Below are 24,018 nucleotides of genomic sequence, written 5' to 3' on the forward strand. Positions count from 1 at the left end.
CTTTGATCACCGTTTTTTCGAGTCTTCTTAGATTTCGCGCTTCAACAGGCTCTTTGAATACCGTTTTTTCGATCTTCTCTAGATTTTGGGCTTCAACTGGCTCTTTGATTACCGTTTTTTCGAGTCTTCTAAGATTTCGGGCTTCAACAGGCTCTTTGATTACCATTTTTTCGATTTTCTCTAGATTTCAGGCTTCAACTGGCTCTTTGATTACCGTTTTTTCGATCTTCTCTAGATTTCGGGCTTCAACCGGCTCTTTGATCACCGTTTTTTCGAGTCTTCTTAGATTTCAGGCTTCAACTGGCTCTTTGATTACCGTTTTTTCGAGTCTTCTAAGATTTCGGGCTTCAACCGGCTCTTTGATCACCGTTTTTTTGAGTCTTCTTAGATTTCAGGCTTCAACTGGCTCTTTGATTACCGTTTTTTTGATTTTCTCTAAATTTCGGGCTTCTTCCGGCTCTTTGATTACCGTTTTTTTGATTTTCTCTAAATTTCGGGCTTCTTCCGTCTCTTTGATTACCGTTTTTTTGAGTCTTCTTAGATTTCGGGCTTCTTCCGGCTCTTTGATTACCAATCTTCTCTAGACTTCAGGCTTCACCCTTCTTATATAAACAAAGGATGGACGGATCCACCCTTTGTATACTTTATCCTTTTTTAAATGGCTAACAATTCCGAGATATTACACATCAATTTCATTTTTTTCTTTACGACGAGTAAATATGCCTTTCCACCAATTTGTAAAGTTATCAGTGTAGATGTAGATAACCGGAACCAGGACTAACGTAATGACAGTAGAAAACGTTAACCCAAACACAATAACGGTTGCCATTGGGGCTTGTAACTCCGCACCTTCTCCAATTCCAATCGCTAATGGTACCATCGCTAAAACAGTGGTCAGCATTGTCATTAAGATTGGTCGCAACCTCGTTGGTCCAGCTTCCAAAATCGCTTCATCTCTTGTCATTCCACGATCTCTCAATTTGTTAATATAATCAACTAAAACAATCGCATTATTTACAACAATACCCGCGAGCATAATGACTCCGATAAAAGCAGGGGCACTTAATGGTCGCCCTGTAATCAAGAAGCCTGCCATTATACCAATAAATGTTGCTGGAAGGCTGAACATAACGATAAATGGATACAACACTTTTTCAAACTGGAACGCCATAACTGCATAAACTAAGAATATAGCTAAAGTTAGGGCAAGCGCTAAATCAAAAAACGCCTCCATCATCATTTCATAGTCTCCACCAATTTGATAATCATACCCCTCAGGGAAGATGTACTGATTTAATTCAGCTTCAACATCTGCTATAACGCTACCCAAGTCACGCTCCATGATGTCTCCTGTTACAGCAACACCACGTGTTTGATTTTGACGATTAATAACATTCGGTCCATCAGCTTGAACAAAATTAGCAATCGTCGAAAGCAGAACCGTATCTCCGGTTGGAGTGACTAGCGGTAAGTTTTGCAATTGCGTATAATTTTCTCGATATTCCTCAGGCAGTATCACCGTAATGTTTATTTCCTGTCCTTCAGTTCGCATAAGCGACGCAACTTGTCCGCTCACACTACCTCTTACAGTGTCCATCACTTCAGCATACGTAAATCCATATTGAATAGCGACATCACGATCAACATGAATTTGCATCTCTGGTCTCGTTTCCCCCATCGAATGCGTCACATTAGCTGTACCGGGAATTTCGTTAATTAACTCACTAATATCATCTGCAATCACCTTAAGCGTATCAAAGTCTTCACCTCTTACTTCGACTTCAATCGGGTTGCCTCCCATTCCATCACTTTCAAATGAGAAAACATTTACTTCGATATCAGGAAGTGTCTCGGAAAACGCGGCAAAGTCTTGAATAACTTGGTTTGTAGTAACATTTCTCTCACTTGCTGGCACGAGGCGAATATAGAAATTTCCACTATTGGAACCACCACCAGCTCCCATCATTCCGCCGCCACCGATTGAAGTGTATACGACTTCAGTGACACCGGTGTCTAATAAAAACTCTTCTAATTCACTTACAACAGCCTGTGTTTCTTGAAGTGACGTTCCAGAAGGCATTTCAAAGCTAGCTGAAATTTCTCCTTGGTCAAAGGCTGGCATTAACTCTAACCCTACGAACTTAATTGTTCCAAAACTGGCTACTAATAAAAACAACGTTCCAAATGTAATTGTTTTCCGATGATTAATTGACCACTTCAAAATACTACGATATTTATTATTAATTCCTTCTAGAAATTCGCCAATTTTAACACTTAATTTCCCTAAACCTCTTGCATCTTCCTCTACCTTTATTTCCGGTAATAAAAGACCAGATAACATCGGGACGATCGTTAAAGCTACAGCTAAGGATGCGATCAATGTAAATCCAACTGTAAGGGCTAATGGTAAGAACAGTTCTGCAGCGATTCCCTGCGTAAATAAAATCGGAACAAACACGACAAGACTTGTCATCGTTGATGCAATTACAGCAGACGAAACTTCAGAAGCCCCTTTTATCGCAGCTTCTTTCCGACTATAACCACGTTCACGATACTTGTAAATATTCTCTAAAATAACGATTGAGCTATCTACTAGTAAACCAATTCCTAAGGCAAGTCCACCGAGTGTAATAATATTTACAGTTTCTCCTGCAAAATATAGAAGCGTAAACGCAGAAATAACTGCGATTGGAATTGACAATCCAATAATTAACGTACTTCTAAAACTTCTTAAAAACAGCAATAAGACGAGCACCGCCATGGCGCCACCGAGGATCATATTCATTGTTACACTTTTAATCGAATCTTTAATAAAAATGGAAGAGTCCATAATCATTGTTAGTGTAACACCTTGGGGTAATTCTCTTTGGAGTCTTTCCATCTCTCTATTTACAGCATCTGCTACATCTACTGTATTGGCATCTCCTTGTTTGGAAATATCAAGACTTAATGTAGGTTCACCGTTTACATAGGCAAATGAAGACATATCTTTAAAGGTATCTTTTACTTCTGCAACATCTTTCAACTTAATGGTTTCACCTGTACGGAGTGGAAGATTAATATTTTCAATCTCTGAAATCGAACGGAACTCTCCAATCATTCGCAGCGGCATTTCTTGCCCGCCTCGCTTGATTTCTCCTGCCGGTGCACTTATATTCTCTCCACCGATGATTTGTGATAATTGTGAAATGGTTAAACCGTAGTTTTGCATGAGCGTTAAGTCCGGCTCAACAATAATTTCACGTTCTTGCGCCCCTGTTAAATTAACAGTAGCAACACCAATAATACGTTCCATACGCGGAATAATAGTATCTTCAGCAATGTTAGTAAGTCTTGTTAAATCCATGTCTGCTGAAATACCAATTTGCATGATCGGAAATTGATTGGGATCAAATCGCATCGCACTTGGTGTCCCAGCACCATCTGGTAAAGTCGTTCGAACCATATCGATCCGATCCCGCAAGTCTAACATGACGGCATCTAAATCTGTGTTAAAGTCATACATTAAAATGATTAATGACTGATTTTGGGTAGAAATCGACTGCATTGTCGATAAACCTTCTGTTGCACTAAGTGCTCCTTCAAGCGGCCTAGTAACTAAATTTTCAACCTCTTGTGGTGCAGCACCACTATATGATGTGGCAACAGCAGCAATTGGTAAATCTAAATCCGGCATTAAGTCAACTTTCAAGCCAGATAACGACACCCCGCCAAGCATAATCATAACGAGAGCGACGATGATAACACCAACTGGCCGTTTCACCGATTCTTTAATTAATTTCATTTAGAACCCCCGTTTGTGATTAAGCGTCATTTTGTTCTGTTTCTTCGTTATTTGCTTCTTCAGTATCTTCATCATTTATAGCTTCTTCTGATTGAGGTACAAACGTTTGACCAATATCATTACGGATATTAATTAGCGCTCCATCATATAGTTGATGAGTTCCTCTAATAACAACGTATTCTCCTTCTGCTAGTCCGCTTTCAACACTATACATCTCAGAAGTTTCATTTTTAATAGTAATAACTCGTCTTTCAACACGCTCTCCATCAGAGGTCACATAAACAGTTCTTTCCTCATTTTCAATGGTTACAGCGCTTGCAGGGACTAAGATTTCTTCAACTGCAAATGAAGGCTTAATGATCACTTCGGCTAACATCCCGACTCGTAAGTTTTCATCCGGTTCAGTCAACGTGACTTCTACCGGATACGCGCGTGATTGTTCGGCCGGAATAAGGCTAATGTGCTTAACTTGACCTTCATACGTTTGGTTTAATGATCGAATATGAACATCAACGGATTCACCGACTTGTAAATTTGCCAAGACTGATTCATTTACGTTAAGTTGAACGATTGGTTCGTCCATCTGCACGATTTGTAATAATGGTGATTGGGGTGACACCATTTCTCCTACGGACACTTTAAAGTTACTAATTTCTCCAGCCATCGGTGCTCTCACGACAGCATGTGTTTTTTGCTGTTCAGCCATTTGAACGCCGACCTTAGCTTGCTTTACTGAAGCTTCAGCTGCCGAAATTTGATCTGTACCTCTCGCTTGTTGTAATGCCATCTCAGCTTGCTTCACTGCGTTTTCAGCCTGTTTTTTATCGTTTTCAGTTGGCATGTTACTTTCTAGTAAACTATCAACAACACCTTGCAGTTCTTCAGGTACATCATCCAGCGAGACATCTGGTTTACTGGAAGTATTAACCATGTGGAGAACATCTTTTGCTTGTTGAACCTGTAACTCGGCTTGCTTGATGCTTTGTTCTCTCATTGACTTAGCACTCTTTAAGTTCGCTTCAGCAGCATCTAGACCAGCACGGGCTTGCGAGATATTTAAATCCACGTCGGTAGCATCTATCTCAATAATGACATCATTTCGCTTAACCGTATCGCCGTTATTAACATGAACGGCTTTAACTTCGCCTGTTAACATAGGAAGGACAGGTACGACCTTACCAGCCATGACATTTCCATTAAGCTTTAGTTCACTGACTAATTCCCCTTTTTCGATTTCACTAATTTCCACTGGAAAAGAAACTTCCTCATTTTCTTCCTCTACTGAACTAGTTGTCTCGGAGTTACATCCAGCTAGTCCAAGTCCAACTAACATTGTCGTTGCTAGAAGTCCAGCTCCAATATTCTTTCTAAACCTCATCCTCTTGACCTCCATCTATATTATCAAAATGAATAACTTTTATTAACTTTAGCCATTTTAACATTTCAAAATGAACTGAATATGAACTGAACGAATTGTTCAATATTTTTATAATGATATTATAACTAATATTTAAAATAAAATAGTAAAAAAAGTAAAAAAATGAACAACATGGTGCCAGGCACCTTTACTCTTTTACTGTGGTAAAGGTGCCTGGCACCATGTTTATGGATTGAATATTGAGGGTAACTAGTTATAAACCAGGGAGCCTGAGATTATCAATAGCTTGTTGCTTTAAAAAATGGAAAAAATATGTTAAATTCGGTTGTATAACTTTAAAACGAGAGAAAGATGTTGAGTAATTATGGAAAAAAAACATGTAAATGAGATCTTTTTTCTAAGAAGTATTGCTTGTTTAACGATCGTACTTCTGCATTCAATTGCATGGGGTACGGAGTATATACGGGTTTTATCAAAACTGCCTGATTTACTATTAATCATACTAGACTCTTTGAATGTATTCCTATATTACGGAACACCTGCATTCATTTTTATTACAGCCTTTATTCTCGGTTATAGTTACAAAGATAGGACAATTGACTATAAGCCATTTCTGCTAAAAAGAGTTAAATTTATTTTAGTACCGTATTTATGTATGGCAGTCCTCTACGCTTTACCATTCTTACTGATTTCATTCGAACAATTTACTTTAAAAGTATTTTTAAATGCTTTGATTGGTGATTTCCATGCTTATTTTGTGCTCATTATTTTCCAATTCTATCTGATGTTTATTCTTTTCAAAAAGTGGTTTGACAAACATTCACCAATCCTCGTCATAACAAGCTCTTTAATCATCAATATTATCTACTTATCTATCTTTAATTTCAGCAATCCCATAAGCTTTTGGTTTAGCGAATACATTTGGGAACGTTACTATTGGATCCCTTTCCCAGGTTGGATTTTTTATTATTCACTCGCGTATTACACTGGAAGACATTATCAAAAAGTAACCCACTATATTAACCAATACAAATATTTAGTGTTTAGCGCTCCCGTGATAACAAGCGTGATACTGCTTTTTTTATATCATTCTGAATTGATTACGATCCACAGTTCAAAACGAATTGACATTCTATTTCATACAATCAGTATAATAGCACTTGTCCTATATTTAGCGCTGAAAATGAAACGAATCCCGATTGTATTTATGCTCATCAGCAAATATTCTTATGGTATCTATTTGCTTCATACACTCTATATGGCAGCACTTATTTTGGTCTTTAGTCTGACCGCTATTAATTTAGGCATTTTTACAATTGTGGTTTTGTTTTTTGGCAGCATTCTTGCCTCTATTTATACGATCTATTTATTTAATCTCTTTTCATTTGGGAAATATATAGTTGGTCATGTCGACATTACAAAAACATCGATAAAGACGTCAACGACACCTATGAGCTCCATTTCTAAGTTTATTAAATAAATGATCGTTGCCGGAAAAGTCGTAACGCCCCTAAACTCAATGTTGATTTTATTGAAGTGCACAAAACAAAGAAACAACAATAGCCATAATTAGATAAAAGAACATGAAAGTAACCTACTAATTGAGGATGAATGAACTATGCTCGGTAAAAAGAAGTGGCCAATTATTATCCTTTCTGGGATCTTTTTTACATTCATTTACACTTTAACAAGTTCAAAAAATTCAACACCCACAATTTCATACTCAACATGGCAACAATATGAAACGCCAGAACATGCGGGCTGGTCATCAGAGCGATTAGAAGAGGCAAAACACTATTATGATTCTTTAGGTTCAACTGCTGCCATGGTCATTTACGACGGGAAAGTTCTTGTGTCATGGGGAGATACAACGAGAAAAAGCAATATTCATTCGGTTAGAAAAAGTTTCTTAAGTGCCCTTTACGGAATTCACGTCCATGAAGGAAACATTAATATTCAATCAACTTTAAAAGAATTAGACATTATCGACAACGTGCAACTGACCGAGCAAGAACAAACAGCCAAGATCGTTGACTTACTTACATCGCGTTCAGGTGTTTTCCTAACAGCTGGGGAAGAATCGCTATGGATGAGGTGGACTCGTCCAGATCGTGGCTTACATTTGCCGGGCACCCATTTTTACTACAATAATTGGGACTTCAATGTATTGGGAACCATTTTCAAAGAAAAAACAAACACTGATATCTTTACAGAATTTAAAGAGCGAATAGCAATTCCAATCGGTATGGAAGATTATACTGCCGACGATACGTCTTACAAGCTAGAAGTTAACCGTTCCATTCACCCTTCTTACCTGTTTCGAATGTCAGCAAGAGATATGGCAAGATTCGGCCAATTGATCCTTCAAAATGGGGTATGGGAAGGTGAACAAATTATACCTAAACAATGGATTAAAGAAAGTACAACCGTTCATACTCCAGTTCCAGGGACGGAACAATATGGGTACGGCTATATGTGGTGGGTAGCAGACACTGGCGAGTTCAGTGACTTAGGTCTTTACTCTGCAATCGGACGGTACGGACAATCGATCGATATCATACCGGAAAAAAATGTAGTCTTTGTCCACCGCGTTAATTCAGATAATGTTTTGAACCGTACCATTCATCAAGTTAGTAATAAAAAAAGGCTAACGCTACTAAAAAAAATCCTCGATGCACAAATAACAGAGTAAAAAGCGAACAAGGGACGCTAAACAAGTCTAAGAGTTCCGTCATCACCTCTATGAAGGGCGCTTCCCTTGCCGTTCTTCCTTGCTTTGTCCTTCATCACCTCTATGAAGGACATTACGTCTTCGATAAATTCCAGCCTCGCTCGTTTAAGTCCATCTTTTCACAAGACGTCCCTTTCTATAGCAATTTCTTTCTCCGCTCACTGCCTTTATAAATCGTTTTGATCCACATTTAACTCAATTATATGGCCATCCGGATCACTACAAAAAATCTGAGCAAAACCGCTTTTACTATAACGATTTTCTTTGAACGAGACGTTTTGCTTCTTCAGCCATTCTAGTGCTTTATCATAATCGTAAACCCTCAAGGCAAAATGAGCGTCACGCGTACTAATCTCTCGTTTCTGTCTAATCATCTCTGACTCTGGAAACAAGATGAGATGAATTTGTTGCTTACCGACTTGGAACCAAGCTCCATCAAAATCAAAATTAGGCCGATCCAGTTCCTCAAGTCCTAATATCTCTCTATAAAACATTTTAGATCTCTCCAAATTAGTTACTGGTAAACTAACATGATGAAGTTCCTTATATGTAATCAAAACCTAGCCCTCCCTTTTTACTCCGGTTGATACAATTTTAACGCATCTGGTATTCTTTCAATCACATCAGTAGCTAGTATATCCGTAAGTGTGTGCTTACCTTCAACTAACAAATCTGCTGCTTTCCCATGTACAAATACAGCATTGCTAATCGCTGCTTGAACAAACGTGTTCTGCATCATAAAGGCGAGGATCATCCCTGTTAAAACATCGCCTGAACCACCTTTAGCTAATCCCGCATTCCCAGTTGGATTGACAAACTGCTCACCACGAGGTGTCGTTACAATGGTAAAAGGGCCTTTCAGCACCAGATAAACGCCATATTCTACTGCAAACTGCTTAGATAACTCCAATCGTTTTTCTTCAACTTCTTCAATCGATATTCCGCATAAACGAGCCATCTCGCCTGAGTGCGGAGTTAACACAGTTGCCTCTTTACGATCTTTTAAAAAGGGCAACAGCTCTTTTACGTGAAATAAAGCATCAGCATCTAAAACAACAGGTACCCTCTGCTTTAAAACCTCTCCGACTACCTTTTGTCCTCCTGTTGTTCTTCCCATCCCCGGACCAACAGCAACTGCATCAAATCGACCAAAATCAATAGCTAGTTCACCTTGAAAATGATCCTTCTCCGTAGCACAAGGCAAATACATCGCCTCTAAAAGATGTGTTGCCACAATCGAATGAATGACGTCTGGAACTGCCACAGTGATTAAACCAGCACCACTTCGAAGCGCAGCCTTTGCAGAAAGCATAACAGCACCTGTCATTTGCCGAGAACCACCGATTATTAATGCCTTACCATTCGTACCTTTATGCACGTGTGGTTGTCTTGTTGGCAAGTGCTTCAACACATGTTTCTCTGTCCATAACTCTTTTCGTTCTGTACACTCATCAATTACAAGTGGCGGGATACCGATATCAGCTACACTAACTGCCCCATAATAGGATGCTGACGGATAAGTAAACGCACCTACTTTTGGATTTTGAATTGTAATCGTTGCATCCGCTTTAATCGCATCACTTACATTTCCCCCGTCTGCTGCGACACCACTTGGAACATCAACAGAAATGACTTTGGCAGACTGCAACCCATTGACTTCTTGAATGATCACGTTGTATGGAGCACGCAAATCACCTTTTACACCAATTCCTAACAAACAGTCAATAATTACACCGTATGTAGGCAACACCTTAAAGAAATTTTCTTCATTTTCGGTGAAGTAGTGGGTATTGTAGCCCGATCGAAGGTATACATCTAAAGCGTGTTTAGCTGCCCCTTTTATTTTTTCAGGAAGTGGAATAATCCACAAGTCAACACGGTACCCGTAACTTTTTAATATCCTTGCGATAACAAATCCGTCTCCACCATTATTCCCAGCACCCGCGAGAACCATGATAGTTTGACTAGGATTTAGCTTATCCATCATTTCCTTTGCAACAGCTTGTCCTGCACTCTCCATTAAGGTATCTTCACGAATGCCAACCTTCTTAATTGTGTATGTATCCACCTTATACATTTCTGCACCTGTTACTATTCTCAATACGATCACCTTCTTCTTATATACCTAATAACTATCATAAAATATTTACCACTTATCGCGGTAGTCAGTTTCTAGATTTATTTTGTCTTGTGTTTCAATTAGCTTAAATGTATTAACAAAGCATAATTCCTTTTTGAAATTGCCATCATATTTAGTGAAGAACTAAACTGTAGGAGTGAATACATTGACTAATAACAAAAAAAGAATGAATCAGAAAAACGGTAGTCAAAAAGGGAACCCGTATAACGATGGAATGACTTCAGATAACATGTTATCAAAAGAAGAACTAGAAAAAGCAATTTCTCCAACAGGACGTCAAAATTCAGAGCAATAATCCGGGTTAAGCATCCCAACATAATTCAATAAGCGAAATCATCCCCTCGAAAGATCCAAATTACATTCGTAAAATGCATCTTTCGAGGGGACTTTCTATTATCTCATCCCAGAACATACAACGCTTGAATTACAAAAGTGGAAACGATTAACACACCGACTACAATATGTTCTGCATCTGGAACAATGTGATTTTTAATTTTTGGTAAAAATTTATACGTCCTAGAAAAATATTTTTCATAATCGCTCCGCACCCCATTCGGATATCCCGTTAAATAAGGTAGCCACCAAGCAAATAAATGCATTATCAAAATAGTACTTGTTATTAAGAAACCAACCAACACACTCCAAGGCATATTAGAGTAAAAACAAAACGCAATGATAATAAGTGGCGGATAATTCCCCATTACTTCGAGTTTCCTTAACCGCTTATCCTTTGCCTTGATATCATTAAATGGGAAAAGATCTACAAAATCAATAATAACTTGATACAGCAAAAGCAAAAGTGGAAAAACAATAGTTAACACATGTAAATCCATCTATCTAACTCCTTATAGGAAAAGTTGGCATGACCCAACAAAAAAAGTTAGCTTACTGGTAAGTTATCTTTTGAAAGGAATATGATGAGAAAAGAAGAAACAGTTGTTATCGCATAAAATAATGGACTAGAAAGGAAGGTGTTTATGCAAGTAGGCCATAAAATTAAAATTGTTCAGGTCCCTGTTCCAACCCCAACACTATACCCACACACGACTACAAATTGTTATTTAATTGGAAACGAGAATGAGAGCTTACTAGTTGATGCAGGTTATGATCGGAAAGTGACGAAAGAAAAAATTGAAAAAGCGATTAAGGAAAACAACCTAGCCCAACCAGGCGCAGTCGTCCTCACCCATTCTCACCGTGACCACGCACCAGGTGTACGACAATTCCGTGACTGGACACCTACTGTATACTGTCATAAACATGAGAAACAAGAAATCCTAAAAGCGATATCACCAATAACTGATATTTCTTGTTTACAAGATGGCGCCACTCTGCAAATAGCTGATGTTGACTTAAACATCATTCACGGCCCAGGTCACACAGCAGGGCATTTAAACGTATTTATACCTTCAGAACAGGTTTTACTGGCTGGTGACAATATCGTTGCTAATGGGACGACATGGATTGGTCCTCCAGAAGGAGATATGAGCGATTATATCCAAACATTAAATCGGCTAAAACAGCTTAAACTTGTTAAAATTGGACCTGGTCACGGGCAATGGGTAACAAACCCTTATGAACAAATTGAATTCGTTATAAATCGTCGACTGCAACGAGAAGATCAAATTAAAAGGTTACTTCAGCAGTACAAACAGTTAACCGCGGCTCAATTAACCGAAAAGATCTATGAAAATACGATCCATCCTAGTGTTTTTCATGTGGCAATGAAAACAATAGAAGCGCACTTGATTAAACTTCTATCAGAAGACATCGTCACAAAACGAGATATACATTATGCACTCCAGTAATATTACGTTATGTTAGCCATTTCTTTTTTGTCTTTCTGGCATCATCAATGGATCACCTTTTTGATGATTGACTAGCGTACGAAGTGAAACAATCGTTGGTGAAACCATCGGCAATTCGCCCTTCTCATATAAAGCTAAAGCATCTTCTGGTGCGATCCAAAAAGCCTCGTCAACTTCATGCAAATCCGGACTAGGTGTTTGTCCTTTCGGTAGTTTAGCAAGGAAAAAGCGAGTATCAAACCGAAACGGACTTGCTTTCGGTGTTAACCGGTAGCCAAAGTATCGCAATTGATCAAGGTTCAGATAACATTGTTCTTGCCTTAACAGGTGTAGAAATGAAATCCTACCTTCTAATAGTTGTTGACGATAGTCCTTCTCTTGTTGTTCTGTAAAATACGCAGGCTGTCCGCCTTTTCGCGTACCAAGAAATATACCAATCTCTTCAAATAGTTCTCTGGCAGCTGCTACATAGTGGGCTACACTAAATGTCTCACTAGGATCATGATTTTTAATATAATCACTTCCTGCTATGTAGTCTTCTGTTTCAACAGTGCCACCTGGAAAAACATAAAAACCACCTAAAAATTTCATCGTATTCGGACGCTTCGTTAAATACACTCGAGAGAACTTATCCATTAAAACTACAGTTGATGCAGGTTTAGGTATGACAGCCATTATTACCTCCTTTTTTCAATTAGCTAATATATTGTTCAATTAAACGAATACCACTCTTACTATATATATCTATTCAATTTTCTCGACTTGTTTCCCTTCCTTATCATAAATCATTCAAACTTAGAAAAAGCTGGACTGTTTAATTATAGAGTTAAGCCTTTGAAAGGGATTTGGAGCTAAAGTTTCACTCGACAAAACTAAATACCGTTCAAGCCAAAATAAAAAAAGACGCCTTTATAATGAGCGTCTCAATCTCTATCTCTGTCTAATTAACCTCTCGATCTCACTTTTCTCATAGTTTCCGTTAACACCTGGTTTTGAAATTAAATATTCAACAATTTCTGAGGGGCTAAGCTTTACATTCCTTTTAAGACCTTCAATAATCATGCTTAAATATGGTTCAGATGGCTTGTTAAAAGAGACATCTAAATCCCAATCAGCTGTAAATGTAAAAATGGGGTACCCGTCTTCTTCTCCTACATATAAGATCGTTCCGTACCATGAGTCACGTAATGTTCTATACTGGCTTTTCTTGACTTCAGTTAAGTTAACCTGTAAGTCAATTCCGTTATTTTCTTGTTTTACAACATCAAAAAACTGATCTTCTGTAATTAAATATTTTCGACTATATGTCTTATGATTTTCTTCCTTAGTGAGGCCAATAAATGCGACACCTTGTTTTTGCCAACGGTCGGAATTTTTCGCAAAATACAGTGGATAGTGCATAGTATGGGAACGTTCTTTTAGAGGTAAGGAATGGTCTCTACAGCCTACTTCTTCTTTGTCAGATCCTTCAGGTTTACCGCCACGTATGTAACATAAAAACCGATCCGTGCTTAAGTTTGAACCATAACTTGCGTACCATACGTATCTTTCTTTCTCTTTCTCTTGTGTCAATCCATTCACTCCTTCCACTCTTAAGTATATATTTCGATAATCCCTTCAAAATTAGTATAACAAAATCAAAACCATAACCAATCACCCAAATAAAAGCACCACACCCCCTATTAAGCACCTAAACGACGTTTGTAGGAAGTGTGATGCAATATGAATAGTAATAAAACTTAACGTGAAGGTTTACCGAAGCAAATCAGGGCTTCAAACACTTCATTAGAAATGGTTTCATTTGATAAAATTCCCCGGTCTGGTGAGCGATCGAAGACGAGGCGATTCCATTGTTCAACGGCTAATACCCTACGTCGGTCGCCACTCGTTTTAATATCATATTGTGCTTCTTCTAGTAAATGAACACCTGCGTAAACATCATACATAAAGTCAGCTAGTTTTTTTGCTAATGCAGTTTGAGCATATGCATCTTGGTTCAACGTATGATTGAGTAACTCCTCAACACGATCAACTTCTTGCTGAAGAGTCTCCTTGTAATCTGTTAACGTAGTATCATTTATTCCATTAAGAGTTGCACATAAATCGTTCATAAAGCAACTAGCTCCTGCTTTTTGCAACGTTTTTAATATTTCTAATGCTTGAATGTTAGCTGTACCCTCCCATACTGGGTTAACGATGGCATCACGAAGCAGTCGCGGTGTCACATAGTCCTCAATGTATCCATTTCCACCATGAAGTTCTAGAGCATCCTTTGTAGCCGAAACTCCTAGTTCACTACCACGGTATTTCACTAACGATAGTAAAATTCGTAATAAAGCATAATTTTCATCTGTTTTATTATCAAACGTGTGTACGTCATCAAATAACTTGATCATCTGAGCTGAAATCGCCCAGCCCGCCTCAATTTCTGTTATCATTTTGACTAATGTTTCACGAACCATCGGAAAACGATTAATACGCTGCCCGAACGCTTCACGATGTTCCGTGTAGATCGCCGCTTCTAGAAATGCACGTCTAGCTAGTGCAATGCCAGAAATTCCTGTTCCCAAACGAGAAACATTTAGCGCTTCAGCCATATATTTAAATCCTTTATCTTCATCTCCAATTAAATAGCCTACTGCGTTATTAAAGATCAGTTCCCCACTAGCAACAGCTCGCACACCTAACTTATCCTTCAAACGACGAATTGTTACGTTATTTCGCGTTCCATCTGAAAGTGTACGCGGGACAACAAATAGCCCTAATCCTTTAGTCGAAGGTTTATCGTTCACACGAGCCAAAGCAATCGCTACTTCGGCATCACAATTACTCGCAAACCACTTTTCACCTGTTAATAAATAATGGTCTCCATTTTTGACTGCTGCAGTTGTCGCAGCGCCAACGTCAGATCCCCCTTGAATTTCGGTTAAAAAAGTTGCGCCTTCTTGATGTGTTTCTGGATCCCAAGAAGCAAGTAATGATAAATAGTCAGCTTTCTGTTGATCAGAACCGAATTTTTCAAGCACAAACGCAGCAGATTGTGAAAGTCCAACAGGGCAAGTAAAGCCAGGCTCTGTTTCACACATTAAATATATCAAGATTGCATTCACTAAAAATGGGATTTTCTCAGGAGCGTTCTCATCATACCGATAAGCAACGACACCAGTTCCATATCCATCTTTGACCGTTTGCCTATATCCCTCGTTGTACCACACTTCATTGATTTCCTCACCTTTTTTATTGTAACGATTTAATCGAGGGGCACCTTCACGATCCGTATGTATTGCACGTTTATCCATCGGACCTGCAGCTAAAGCACCGGTTTTTTTAAAGGCTTCTTCAACATAATTGAAAACGGCGTTTGATAGATACCGTTTCGCATAACGTGTCAAAATTGGGTCATCGGTATACCAATTAGCTTCATTCCCACTTTCCCACTTCCCGTAATCTAGCTGATTTTGTTCTTCCATCAAGTTTTTCCCCATATCTTTGCATCTCCTTTAATTTTACTTTGATAAAGCTCTTTACATCGTACATAACGAAATAGATGCTTTTTCTTCTTCACGTTTATCAAGGAAGCGCTTTCATTATATTCTAGAAAAAAGAAGAATAGTAAATTAATAGAGTTTACCATTCAAAATAAAACACAACAGTTAAAGTTGTCGTTAACGTCAACTTAATAAAATTTTAACACCCGCCTTTTTATTTGTCAAAATATTCTTTCTACATTGTTAGTTCATTTCCAAAATAAAAGAACTTTCTCTTTTAAGTCAGTTTTATAACTTAAAACGAAAGTTCTAATTCGCGTAAAACGACATTAATCCTGATGCTTATTGTCTTTCTCCTCTAAAAATCGTTGCCGGTGCATTTCAATCTCAGCCCTCATCATTTCTAGCTCATGAATTTTTTCGGTAATTTCAGCGATTTTATCATCGGCATATTGTAAAATACGTTGCCTTTCCTTATCACCCGTCGGATTAGACTCATAAAGATCAATCATTTCTTTAATTTCCTCTAATTTAAATCCCTGACGTTTACCACGTAAAATCAACTTAAGACGCCTACGCTCACTATCGGTAAAATACCGTTGCTGGGTCGGTCCTTCACGCTCTTCAGACTTTAATAAGCCAACCTGCTCATAATAGCGGATCGTTCTCGAGGTAATATCAAACATTGATGCAATTTCACTTATGGAGTACTTTTCTTTTCTTTCCATCATTTCTCCTAATTTTATTCAGGTATGGTTAGCACAATTTTTCCGAACTGACTGCCTTGTTCCATTTGTAAGTGTGCTTCGTTGACCTGTTCCAATGGAAATACTTGATCAACGACAGGTTGGATTTTATTTTTTTCATAGAGTGCGAGCATTTCGCCAAACTCCTGTGGTGTTCCCATTGTTGAACCCATAATGTGAAGTTGCTTAAAAAACACGCGTGGCATGACTAAATTATTAACCGGACCTAAAGTTGCCCCAAAAGAAACAATTCTTCCTCCAGGCTTAGCAAGGTTAATTAGGTCATTGAACGTATCTCCGCCAATACTGTCAATTAATAGGTCGCCACCGCCAGATATCTTCTTTAATTCTTTAACCCAGTTTTCTGAGCGATAGTTTACTCCTCCAGCAGCGCCTAACTCGATCGCCTTAGCGATTTTTTCTTCACTACTAGAAGTGACATATACGTTTGCTCCCTTAGCCGCAGCAATTTGCAGTGCGAAGGTCGCCACTCCACCACCGATACCAGGAATGATAACCGTGTCTCCTTCTTTAACATTGCCTTTCGTCACAACTGCACGATACGCTGTAAGCCCTGCTAGAGGAAGGGCAGCTGCTTCTTCCCATGATAAGTAATCTGGTTTATGAAATACATTTTCCGCTGGTATTTTAATATATTGAGCATATGTACCATCAATCGGCACCCCTAGCACACTAAAAGTTGGGTTCGGGAATGCTGGGTTTTCACCCCAATCCATTGATGGATTAATTACAACTTCATGGCCTGCTTCAAATCCTTCAACCCCTTCACCTACTTCAGCAATTACACCAGCCCCATCAGACCCTGGTATAGAAGGAACTTGAATGCCTGGGTACATTCCATAACGAATAAATACATCACGACGATTTAATGCAGCTGTGCGAAGATGAACTAAAATTTCTCCTTTTTCTGGCTTTGGAGTAGGCACTTCCTCAAAAAATAATTCTGCTTTTTTGTTGGTACCCGGTTTTATTAAATCTTTTAATACAATCGCTTTCATTTTCATCCCCCTTGATTAATATTCGTTTTCAATTACTCCTGGTTAATTGCATACATGTTCAGTATGATCTAGCATTATACCATTTCACACTCATCTACCTGAAAAATAAAAAGTCTTTGTCCTCCTAAAGCTGCTACCTCTCTTGTTTTTCTAAATTCTATTAGCTCTAGAGACTGTGTGAGTGGAATGATTGATGTTCTTCTATGGTTTGCGGTCTAAGAGGACCTTATTTTTACAAAAATCATAGTTTTGATGACTTATGGGGACTGAGAGGCTCTTATTTTCCTAAAACCATTTGATATTAATCAAAATTTCTTGCAATAAGGTCCTTTGAGTCCCCTAAATCGAACCAAAGGGCATTTTGTTCACAAATAAGGGCCTCTGTGTCCTCTAAAAAAGAGAGCTCATTGAACTACTCTCCTGTGTTGACCACGATTTTATATCCTAAAGATGCCAGTGTTTGTTCATGATCGTTTTCTGAAACAATATAGAATACCTCATCATCTTTAGTCACAACTACCTCATCAGGACTTTTATCAACACTTGCTTCAACTAAACTGTCATAGCTAGCACCTAAAATCGCTGTAACGTCCATGATTCCACCTCCCTACCTAAAAATATATTTATTTCCTACTTATATGGAAAAACCTCAAGCGATTTTATGTTCTGCTGTCTTCCCAGCATCGGAATTTAATACCTAAGAAGAGAAGAGCCTTTTAATTAATCGGCTTTCTCCCAGCAAAGCCTTCATCCTCACCATGATAGTGAGAAATTTTAGACTCTCCTTGTTGCCAACAAAGTAAAACTTCTTCACCATTAAGTATCGCAGGGAAATCAAGCAGTCCTAAATCGATTCCTTTTAGTTTAGCACCTTTAGACTCAATATTCCGCAAATGAAGCTGTGCTTGCATTTGTAAAAACTCAAGCTCACTCTCTAATGTAAAGATACGGTCTTTTTCGGTTAGTTGCTGATTTGGATTTGCTTTCAATTCCTTTAATTTCTTAATTTTGAATTGAAAATTCTTTTGAATTTCCTGCAAAGTAACTAATTCTACTTCGAGTAATGGTAGTAATTCATTTGCTTCTTCTAGTGTAAAATATTTCTTCTCCATCTCTAGCTCCTCTCCATTTTCCGTAAGTAGTCATATATTAAATTCGTTTATTGGGCAGTAAATTCCTGCTTCATCCTCAGTTGGACATCAAAATTGTTATTCTTTCGCCTGGTGAACTTTCAATAACTTTCCTTTAATCGTTTTATTTTTCATAGCCTTTAACACAATAGGACCTTTCCCGTTTAAAATATCAACAAATGAAGCTGTTTCTTGGATCGTAATAACCCCGATATCGTCAGGAGTAATACCTGGAATTTTTGAAATCGTCCCTACAAAATCTACCGCTCTAATCTTTTTCTTCTTCCCGCCATTGAAGTAAAGCTTCATAATTCCTTTATTTAGGTTAGCGCTTTTATCTTTTTTAATGGTTGGTTGCTCTTTATTTTTCCTTTCAAAAGCAACTTGCTTCTTCGCAACATCTTCTGGGGACGGTATAGGTCGTTTTGTTATCTTAAAGCCAATGTAGTCTTCGATTTCTTTTAAATACGTGAGTTCATCACGTCGAAGCAGCGTAAATGCTTTACCCGTTTTTCCGGCCCGTCCGGTTCTTCCTGTACGATGTACATAACTCTCTTTCTCTAAAGGAACGTCATAGTTAATGACATGCGTAATATTTTCAATATCAATGCCTCTTGCTGCAACATTTGTAGCTACTAGATAACGAAACTTTCCTTTTTTAAAATCATTCATGACAGAAAGACGGTCTTCTTGTGTCATGCCACCATGAATTTTTTCACAACGATAGTCCGAACGATTCAATCGTTTAGACAATTCGTCAACCTCATCTTGCGTACTACAAAAGATGATACAACTATCAGGATTTTCTATAGTCGTTAAATCTTTCAGAACAGAGAATTTATTTTCGTCAGTTACTTCAATGACAAAGTGGTCAATTTTATCAGTCGTTAGCCCAGTTGCTTTTATTTCAATTTGAACAGGTTCTTTCATATATTTTTGACAAAGACTTTCAATATCCGCTGGAAACGTTGCAGAAAACAGCATCGTTACGCGATTGGTTGGCAGTTCCGTAATGATGGCTTCTACTTGGTCGATAAAGCCCATGTTAAGCATCTCATCTGCTTCATCTATCACTAGAAAATCGATCCGCTCTAACGGAAGAGTTCCTTTTTGAATGTGATCTAACACACGTCCTGGAGTTCCAACGACAACATGGTTTTTTTGCTTTAATTCTAACTTTTGTCTAGCATAGGACTGTTTGCCGTAGATCGCATTCGCTTTAATTCGCTTATACCGACCGATATTCATCAAGTCTTCTGTCACTTGTACTGCAAGCTCTCGCGTTGGGGTGAGAACTAAAGCCTGAGGCTTATTTTCTTCCCAATCCACGAGTTCACAGATCGGGATACTAAAAGCAGCGGTTTTCCCACTTCCTGTTTGCGATTTAACGATTAAGTCGCTTTTTTCAAGAGCTGTTGGTATCACCTTCTTTTGTACTTCAGTCGGTTCATGATATTGCAGACTAGATAGTGCTCTAATGATTTCTGAACTTAATGGGTAGTTTTGAAAGCTTTTTGAATTCATTAATAAAAACCTCATTTATGTATTTTGATTAAGTATTCCCTTTTGGAGATGAAGTAATGAATGTATGATACATGATACGTTTCGAGTAGTACAAAAGCAAAGATTTTGCTTGTTTGAGAACGGTAGGGATAATGTACTTTTGGCTAACCATTTCCATAAAAAAAGCTGACTCAACAGGCATTATTCAGCCCATTAAGTCAGCTTTATCTTAATAAAAAACCACATTATCCAGCTTTTGTTATTAAACAGTTTTCTTCCCACTTTTTATATTCTTCATTTGTAGAGCCCCACTGCAGCCAAGAGACCATAATTTTAATATCACTATTCTTTACTAACCAATATTCCCATCTCTTTTTACTGATGTTCTCATAAATTCCACTTTTTCGAATTGTGCTCATAACTTCCCCCTAGGTACAATTATTTTTCTAACTTCGAAATCTTTTTACCGGATATACATGAAAACGCTTTATCAATTGTTTAGTATATTAATTCTATGTCGAAATGAGAAACCCTTTATTTTTTTGAATTTTCTATAAATTTTATTTTATCCATACAAATCGACTCTGACCTTTGCTAACTACCTAATTGTTTAAATTGTTGAACGTTGTCTCTTAAAACCAACATTTGCTGCCGGCGATTGGATAGATAAAAATAAAGCCCGATAAATATGGTTAGCACAGCTAATCCGACAAAAATATTACTGTACACCACGACAACCCCAGTACTCTCAACAAAGGGATTTAATGAAATACCGACAAATGAGTAATCTAAAATTCTTCCAATAATTGCACCGCCAATCGCACCTGAGATTAAGTTGCCGAGATTGTAAACCCCCATTCCAACACCCATTTGTTCATCTGGTAACACAGTCGAGATTAAATTCGCCATGGACGTTTGAAAGATCGGAAATGCAATAAAATTAATACTAAAAATAATACTTATAATCCAAGGGGCAAAGCCAATAAAGCTAGAAAGAAACGTTGAACCAAAGAAAATTAATGTGATCGCAAAATAACAAACCACTTGACTTCCAAAACGATCTGTAAACCCTCCAGCAAGACGTCCGACAAAAGCTCCGAGTACCGCTCCCGGAAACAGAACTAATCCAATTTGAACTGTACTAAGTCCATGCACATCTCTTAATAGAAGTGGCAAAATGAATAAATTACTAAACATTATTAATGTACCGAAAAAAGAGGTGGAGACCGTTATTCGATAAATATTATTTTTAAACATATCAGGTAAAATTAATGGATCCTTACAATAGTAAATCCACCAAAAGAACGTTGCACTAATAATTGTACCGCACAATAAATACGGCCAATGAAAAGTAGTAATAAATAGTATAAATAGAGCAACACCTGTAGCCATAAGTAAAGCTCCAATAACGTCAGGTTTACCATTTTTCTTTTCTTCTTTCGGCAATAAAGCCCTAATAAAAGGCAAAGTTAAACCAACAAAAAAAGAAAACAAAAAGATATAGTGCCAGTCTAAAAAACCTGCAATAAATCCCCCGAGCACTGGACCTAAGCCTGCACCAAACGCCATTGCAGAAGATAAAATTCCGAGCATTTTTCCTTTTTCTTGTGGAAAATAGCGCGAGGGAATTACAAAAACAATCGCAATAACAGCGGCAGCACCACAAGCTTGGACCATTCTCGAAAGGACAACGAGCAAATAACTTGGAGCTAAAAACCCAAAGATGGAACCGATGACAAACAGACTAATTCCAAACGTTAAGAGGTTTTTGATTGGAAAAATATCAACTAACTTCCCATATAATAATGCACCGATCGAATATAAAATGATATAACCAGTAACGACCCAACTTACTTGTGAAGGTAAGAGTCCAAAGTATTGAGCAATATCAGGAACAGAAACCATAAACATGGTGGAATTCATAATTGAAAATAATACGAGTATAAACAACATACTCATGAGTTTTTTCTTGTCTGATTCAGATATTGTATACGAGTATTTCGTTCCACTGTCCATTGCTATCAAACCTCTCCTTTAATAATCTGCTACATAATTGCTAGACAGATTATAGCATATTGATAGCAACTAAATAGGATATTCTACCAATATATTTTTTCTCTTTATAGTAGTATTTGCTGCCTTAACCACAATTTCCTTCTCCAAAAGTAAAATTTAATAATTATGTGTAAAGCAGCAAATAATTACAGTTATTACTGTTACCTTTTATTATAATCCCATATTTTTAGCAATAATTTGTTTCATAATCTCATTCGTTCCAGCATAAATCGTTGAAACTGGAATATCACGATACCTTCTAGCAATTTCGTATTCTTCCATATAACCATAACCGCCATGAAGCTGCATACACTCTCCAGCCATCTTTTTCGCCAAATCTGTCACCCACCATTTGGCCATTGAAACTTCTGTCACAACATCTTCTCCAGCCATATGTTTAACGATTAAGTTGTCAACAAAGGTTCGCCCGATTTGCACTTCAGTGGCCATTTCTGCCAGCTTAAATTGTGTATTTTGAAATTGGCTAATTGGTCTTCCAAAAGCTTTACGTTGCTTAACATAATCAATCGTAATTTCTAGCATTCTCTCAGCTGAAGTAATCGCTCCTATTGCAACCATTAACCTTTCTTGCTGTAATTTATCCATAAGGTAATAAAATCCTTTTCCTTCTTCTCCAAGTAGGTTTTCAACAGGAACTCTTACATCTTCAAAAATTAATTCAGCTGTGTCAGACGTATGTTGACCTACCTTTTTTAACTTTTTCCCTTTTTTAAATCCTGGCACTTCCCCATCAATCGTATCTACAACAATAAGGCTTATCCCTTTATGCGGAGGGTTTGCTTTCGTATCGGTCTTACAAACAACGACGATGAAATTCGTTGAATAACCATTTGTGATAAATATCTTTTCACCATTGATAACGTAATGATCTCCGTCTCTTACAGCTGTCGTTTTGATCGCAGCTAAATCCGACCCTGTCCCTGGTTCTGTCATCGCAATTGAAGAGATCACTTCTCCAGTTACACTTCGCGGTAACCATCTTTGCTTTTGCTCCTTGGATCCATAGGAATCAATGTATGGCATTACAATATCATTATGAAGACCTGGACCACCAATTCCAGCTCCTACTTTTTCAAGCTCTTCTGTAAACACCACAGAGTAAGCAAAGTCAGCATTCATACCACCGTATTCTTCATCCAACCATGGACATAAGAAACCTTGTTCGCCTAACTGCTTCCAAAAGGTTTTCGGAACTTGTCTCGCCTCTTCCCATTCTTCAAAGTGAGGGACCACTTCTTTATCTAAATATTTTCGTAAAGATTTTCTAAAGATTTCATGCTCTTCAGTTAAGTACGCTCTAGACATTAAGACACCCCTTTTATTTGGATAAATCTCTAATTGATTATAATACTAGCTTAATAGAATAACCTTCCTTATAACTATAACTAGCTTTGCTGCAATTATTTAGGTTGCATACGAATCGCACCATCTAAGCGGATCGTTTCTCCATTTAACATCGGGTTCTCAATAATTGCCTGAGCTAATTGACCGTATTCAGCAGGTGTTCCTAGTCTTGACGGGAAAGGAACCTGCTTACCTAATGCAGTTTTTGCTTCTTCAGGTAGTCCGTTAAATAAAGGTGTTTCAAAAAGTCCTGGAGCAATAGTGACTACGCGGATCCCGTTTTTCGCTAGATCACGAGCAATTGGTAAGGTCATCCCGACAATACCGCCCTTTGATGCACTATAAGCTACTTGCCCGATTTGGCCGTCAAAAGCTGCTACAGACGCAGTATTAATGATCACCCCTCGCTCACCTTGCGTATTTGGTTCATTTTCCGTCATTTGTTTTGCTGCTAGACGAATAACGTTAAATGTACCAATTAGATTAACATTTATTACTTTGACAAAGCTGTCTAAATCATGAGCTTCCCCTCGACTAACTGTTTTTTGTGCTAGACCGATTCCTGCACAGTTAACTACTGTATTGTAATTACCAAATGCTTGAGTCGCTTCATTCAGGGCATTTTGGACACTTTCTTCATCTGTTACATTTGTTTTGACGAACATCACATTTCCACCTAGTTCTTCAACGAGACGGTTACCGTTTCCTGCCGATAAATCAAGAATGGCTGCCTTACCACCATTGGCTACAATACTTCTTACAGTTGCTTCCCCTAAACCTGAAGCGCCACCTGTTACAATTGCGATTGTTTCTTGCATCTTCATACTACATACCTCCTGAAAAATGTTTTAAATTTTAGAGCTTTATTATT

22 protein-coding genes are annotated in these 24,018 nt (G+C 38.0%); 4 read left to right on the forward strand and 18 right to left on the reverse strand.

Features of this window, described 5'->3' with window-relative positions:
* Positions 1-391: 391 nt before the first annotated feature.
* The 3 genes from AC2VNP_RS13400 to AC2VNP_RS13410 all read right to left on the reverse strand — a co-directional run bounded on the left by AC2VNP_RS13400 (position 392) and on the right by AC2VNP_RS13410 (position 5,162).
* Complete coding sequence (locus tag AC2VNP_RS13400) at positions 392-574, reverse strand: hypothetical protein (protein ID WP_486917808.1); 183 nt, start codon at positions 572-574, stop codon at positions 392-394.
* A gap of 105 nt (positions 575-679) precedes the next feature.
* Entirely contained in the window at positions 680-3,784 is a 3,105-nt protein-coding gene (locus tag AC2VNP_RS13405; protein ID WP_486917809.1) for an efflux RND transporter permease subunit, read from the reverse strand.
* A 19-nt stretch (positions 3,785-3,803) separates the two neighbouring features.
* On the reverse strand, positions 3,804-5,162 hold the full coding sequence (locus AC2VNP_RS13410) for an efflux RND transporter periplasmic adaptor subunit (protein ID WP_486917810.1): 1,359 nt from the start codon (positions 5,160-5,162) through the stop codon (positions 3,804-3,806).
* A gap of 364 nt (positions 5,163-5,526) precedes the next feature.
* Between AC2VNP_RS13410 and AC2VNP_RS13415 the strand changes: the two genes are divergently transcribed.
* Positions 5,527-6,642: an acyltransferase family protein gene (locus AC2VNP_RS13415; RefSeq protein ID WP_486917811.1), complete on the forward strand. Its 1,116-nt coding sequence runs from the start codon at positions 5,527-5,529 to the stop codon at positions 6,640-6,642.
* 138 nt (positions 6,643-6,780) lie between these two features.
* A complete protein-coding gene (locus AC2VNP_RS13420; RefSeq protein ID WP_486917812.1) occupies positions 6,781-7,854 on the forward strand; it encodes a serine hydrolase domain-containing protein in 1,074 nt (357 codons plus the stop codon).
* A 206-nt stretch (positions 7,855-8,060) separates the two neighbouring features.
* Here the strand turns inward: AC2VNP_RS13420 and AC2VNP_RS13425 are convergent, their stop codons facing one another.
* Together AC2VNP_RS13425 and AC2VNP_RS13430 are read right to left on the reverse strand one after the other, a co-directional pair.
* Positions 8,061-8,450, reverse strand: coding sequence for a VOC family protein (locus AC2VNP_RS13425; protein WP_486917813.1), 390 nt, complete (start codon positions 8,448-8,450; stop codon positions 8,061-8,063).
* Positions 8,451-8,467: 17 nt separating this feature from the next.
* Positions 8,468-9,994, reverse strand: a complete 1,527-nt coding sequence (locus AC2VNP_RS13430; protein WP_486917814.1) for an NAD(P)H-hydrate dehydratase — start codon at positions 9,992-9,994, stop codon at positions 8,468-8,470.
* Between the two features lie 184 nt (positions 9,995-10,178).
* On the opposite strand from AC2VNP_RS13430, the gene AC2VNP_RS13435 reads away from it, so the two are divergent.
* Complete coding sequence (locus AC2VNP_RS13435) at positions 10,179-10,328, forward strand: hypothetical protein (protein WP_275119180.1); 150 nt, start codon at positions 10,179-10,181, stop codon at positions 10,326-10,328.
* A 103-nt stretch (positions 10,329-10,431) separates the two neighbouring features.
* Here the strand turns inward: AC2VNP_RS13435 and AC2VNP_RS13440 are convergent, their stop codons facing one another.
* Positions 10,432-10,866, reverse strand: coding sequence for a hypothetical protein (locus AC2VNP_RS13440; protein WP_486917815.1), 435 nt, complete (start codon positions 10,864-10,866; stop codon positions 10,432-10,434).
* A gap of 144 nt (positions 10,867-11,010) precedes the next feature.
* On the opposite strand from AC2VNP_RS13440, the gene AC2VNP_RS13445 reads away from it, so the two are divergent.
* The gene (locus AC2VNP_RS13445) at positions 11,011-11,841 is read left to right on the forward strand and encodes an MBL fold metallo-hydrolase (protein ID WP_486917816.1); all 831 of its coding nucleotides are present in this window, start codon (positions 11,011-11,013) and stop codon (positions 11,839-11,841) included.
* 12 nt (positions 11,842-11,853) lie between these two features.
* Here the strand turns inward: AC2VNP_RS13445 and AC2VNP_RS13450 are convergent, their stop codons facing one another.
* The 12 genes from AC2VNP_RS13450 to AC2VNP_RS13505 form a co-directional block, all read right to left on the reverse strand.
* Entirely contained in the window at positions 11,854-12,516 is a 663-nt protein-coding gene (locus AC2VNP_RS13450; protein WP_486917817.1) for an NUDIX hydrolase, read from the reverse strand.
* Positions 12,517-12,771: 255 nt separating this feature from the next.
* Positions 12,772-13,413 carry a hypothetical protein gene (locus tag AC2VNP_RS13455; protein ID WP_486917818.1) on the reverse strand — a complete coding sequence of 214 codons (642 nt, stop codon included), beginning with the start codon at positions 13,411-13,413 and terminating at the stop codon, positions 12,772-12,774.
* Between the two features lie 167 nt (positions 13,414-13,580).
* Entirely contained in the window at positions 13,581-15,326 is a 1,746-nt protein-coding gene (locus AC2VNP_RS13460; protein ID WP_486917819.1) for an acyl-CoA dehydrogenase family protein, read from the reverse strand.
* Positions 15,327-15,658: 332 nt separating this feature from the next.
* A complete protein-coding gene (locus AC2VNP_RS13465) occupies positions 15,659-16,060 on the reverse strand; it encodes a MerR family DNA-binding protein (protein ID WP_486917820.1) in 402 nt (133 codons plus the stop codon).
* 11 nt (positions 16,061-16,071) lie between these two features.
* On the reverse strand, positions 16,072-17,094 hold the full coding sequence (locus AC2VNP_RS13470) for a zinc-binding dehydrogenase (RefSeq protein WP_486917821.1): 1,023 nt from the start codon (positions 17,092-17,094) through the stop codon (positions 16,072-16,074).
* A 412-nt stretch (positions 17,095-17,506) separates the two neighbouring features.
* The gene (locus tag AC2VNP_RS13475) at positions 17,507-17,689 is read right to left on the reverse strand and encodes a hypothetical protein (protein WP_486917822.1); all 183 of its coding nucleotides are present in this window, start codon (positions 17,687-17,689) and stop codon (positions 17,507-17,509) included.
* 121 nt (positions 17,690-17,810) lie between these two features.
* Complete coding sequence (locus tag AC2VNP_RS13480; RefSeq protein ID WP_486917823.1) at positions 17,811-18,206, reverse strand: DUF2203 family protein; 396 nt, start codon at positions 18,204-18,206, stop codon at positions 17,811-17,813.
* A gap of 96 nt (positions 18,207-18,302) precedes the next feature.
* Positions 18,303-19,748, reverse strand: a complete 1,446-nt coding sequence (locus AC2VNP_RS13485) for a DEAD/DEAH box helicase (RefSeq protein ID WP_486917824.1) — start codon at positions 19,746-19,748, stop codon at positions 18,303-18,305.
* A gap of 224 nt (positions 19,749-19,972) precedes the next feature.
* Entirely contained in the window at positions 19,973-20,146 is a 174-nt protein-coding gene (locus AC2VNP_RS13490) for a hypothetical protein (protein WP_486917825.1), read from the reverse strand.
* 175 nt (positions 20,147-20,321) lie between these two features.
* Positions 20,322-21,743 (reverse strand): MFS transporter, encoded by a 1,422-nt coding sequence (locus AC2VNP_RS13495; protein ID WP_486917826.1) that lies wholly within the window; start codon positions 21,741-21,743, stop codon positions 20,322-20,324.
* A 210-nt stretch (positions 21,744-21,953) separates the two neighbouring features.
* Entirely contained in the window at positions 21,954-23,108 is a 1,155-nt protein-coding gene (locus AC2VNP_RS13500) for an acyl-CoA dehydrogenase family protein (protein ID WP_486917827.1), read from the reverse strand.
* A gap of 95 nt (positions 23,109-23,203) precedes the next feature.
* On the reverse strand, positions 23,204-23,971 hold the full coding sequence (locus AC2VNP_RS13505) for a 3-hydroxyacyl-CoA dehydrogenase (RefSeq protein WP_486917828.1): 768 nt from the start codon (positions 23,969-23,971) through the stop codon (positions 23,204-23,206).
* Positions 23,972-24,018 lie beyond the last annotated feature (47 nt).

The sequence above is a fragment of the Alkalihalobacterium sp. TH-98 genome (genome assembly GCF_057473385.1).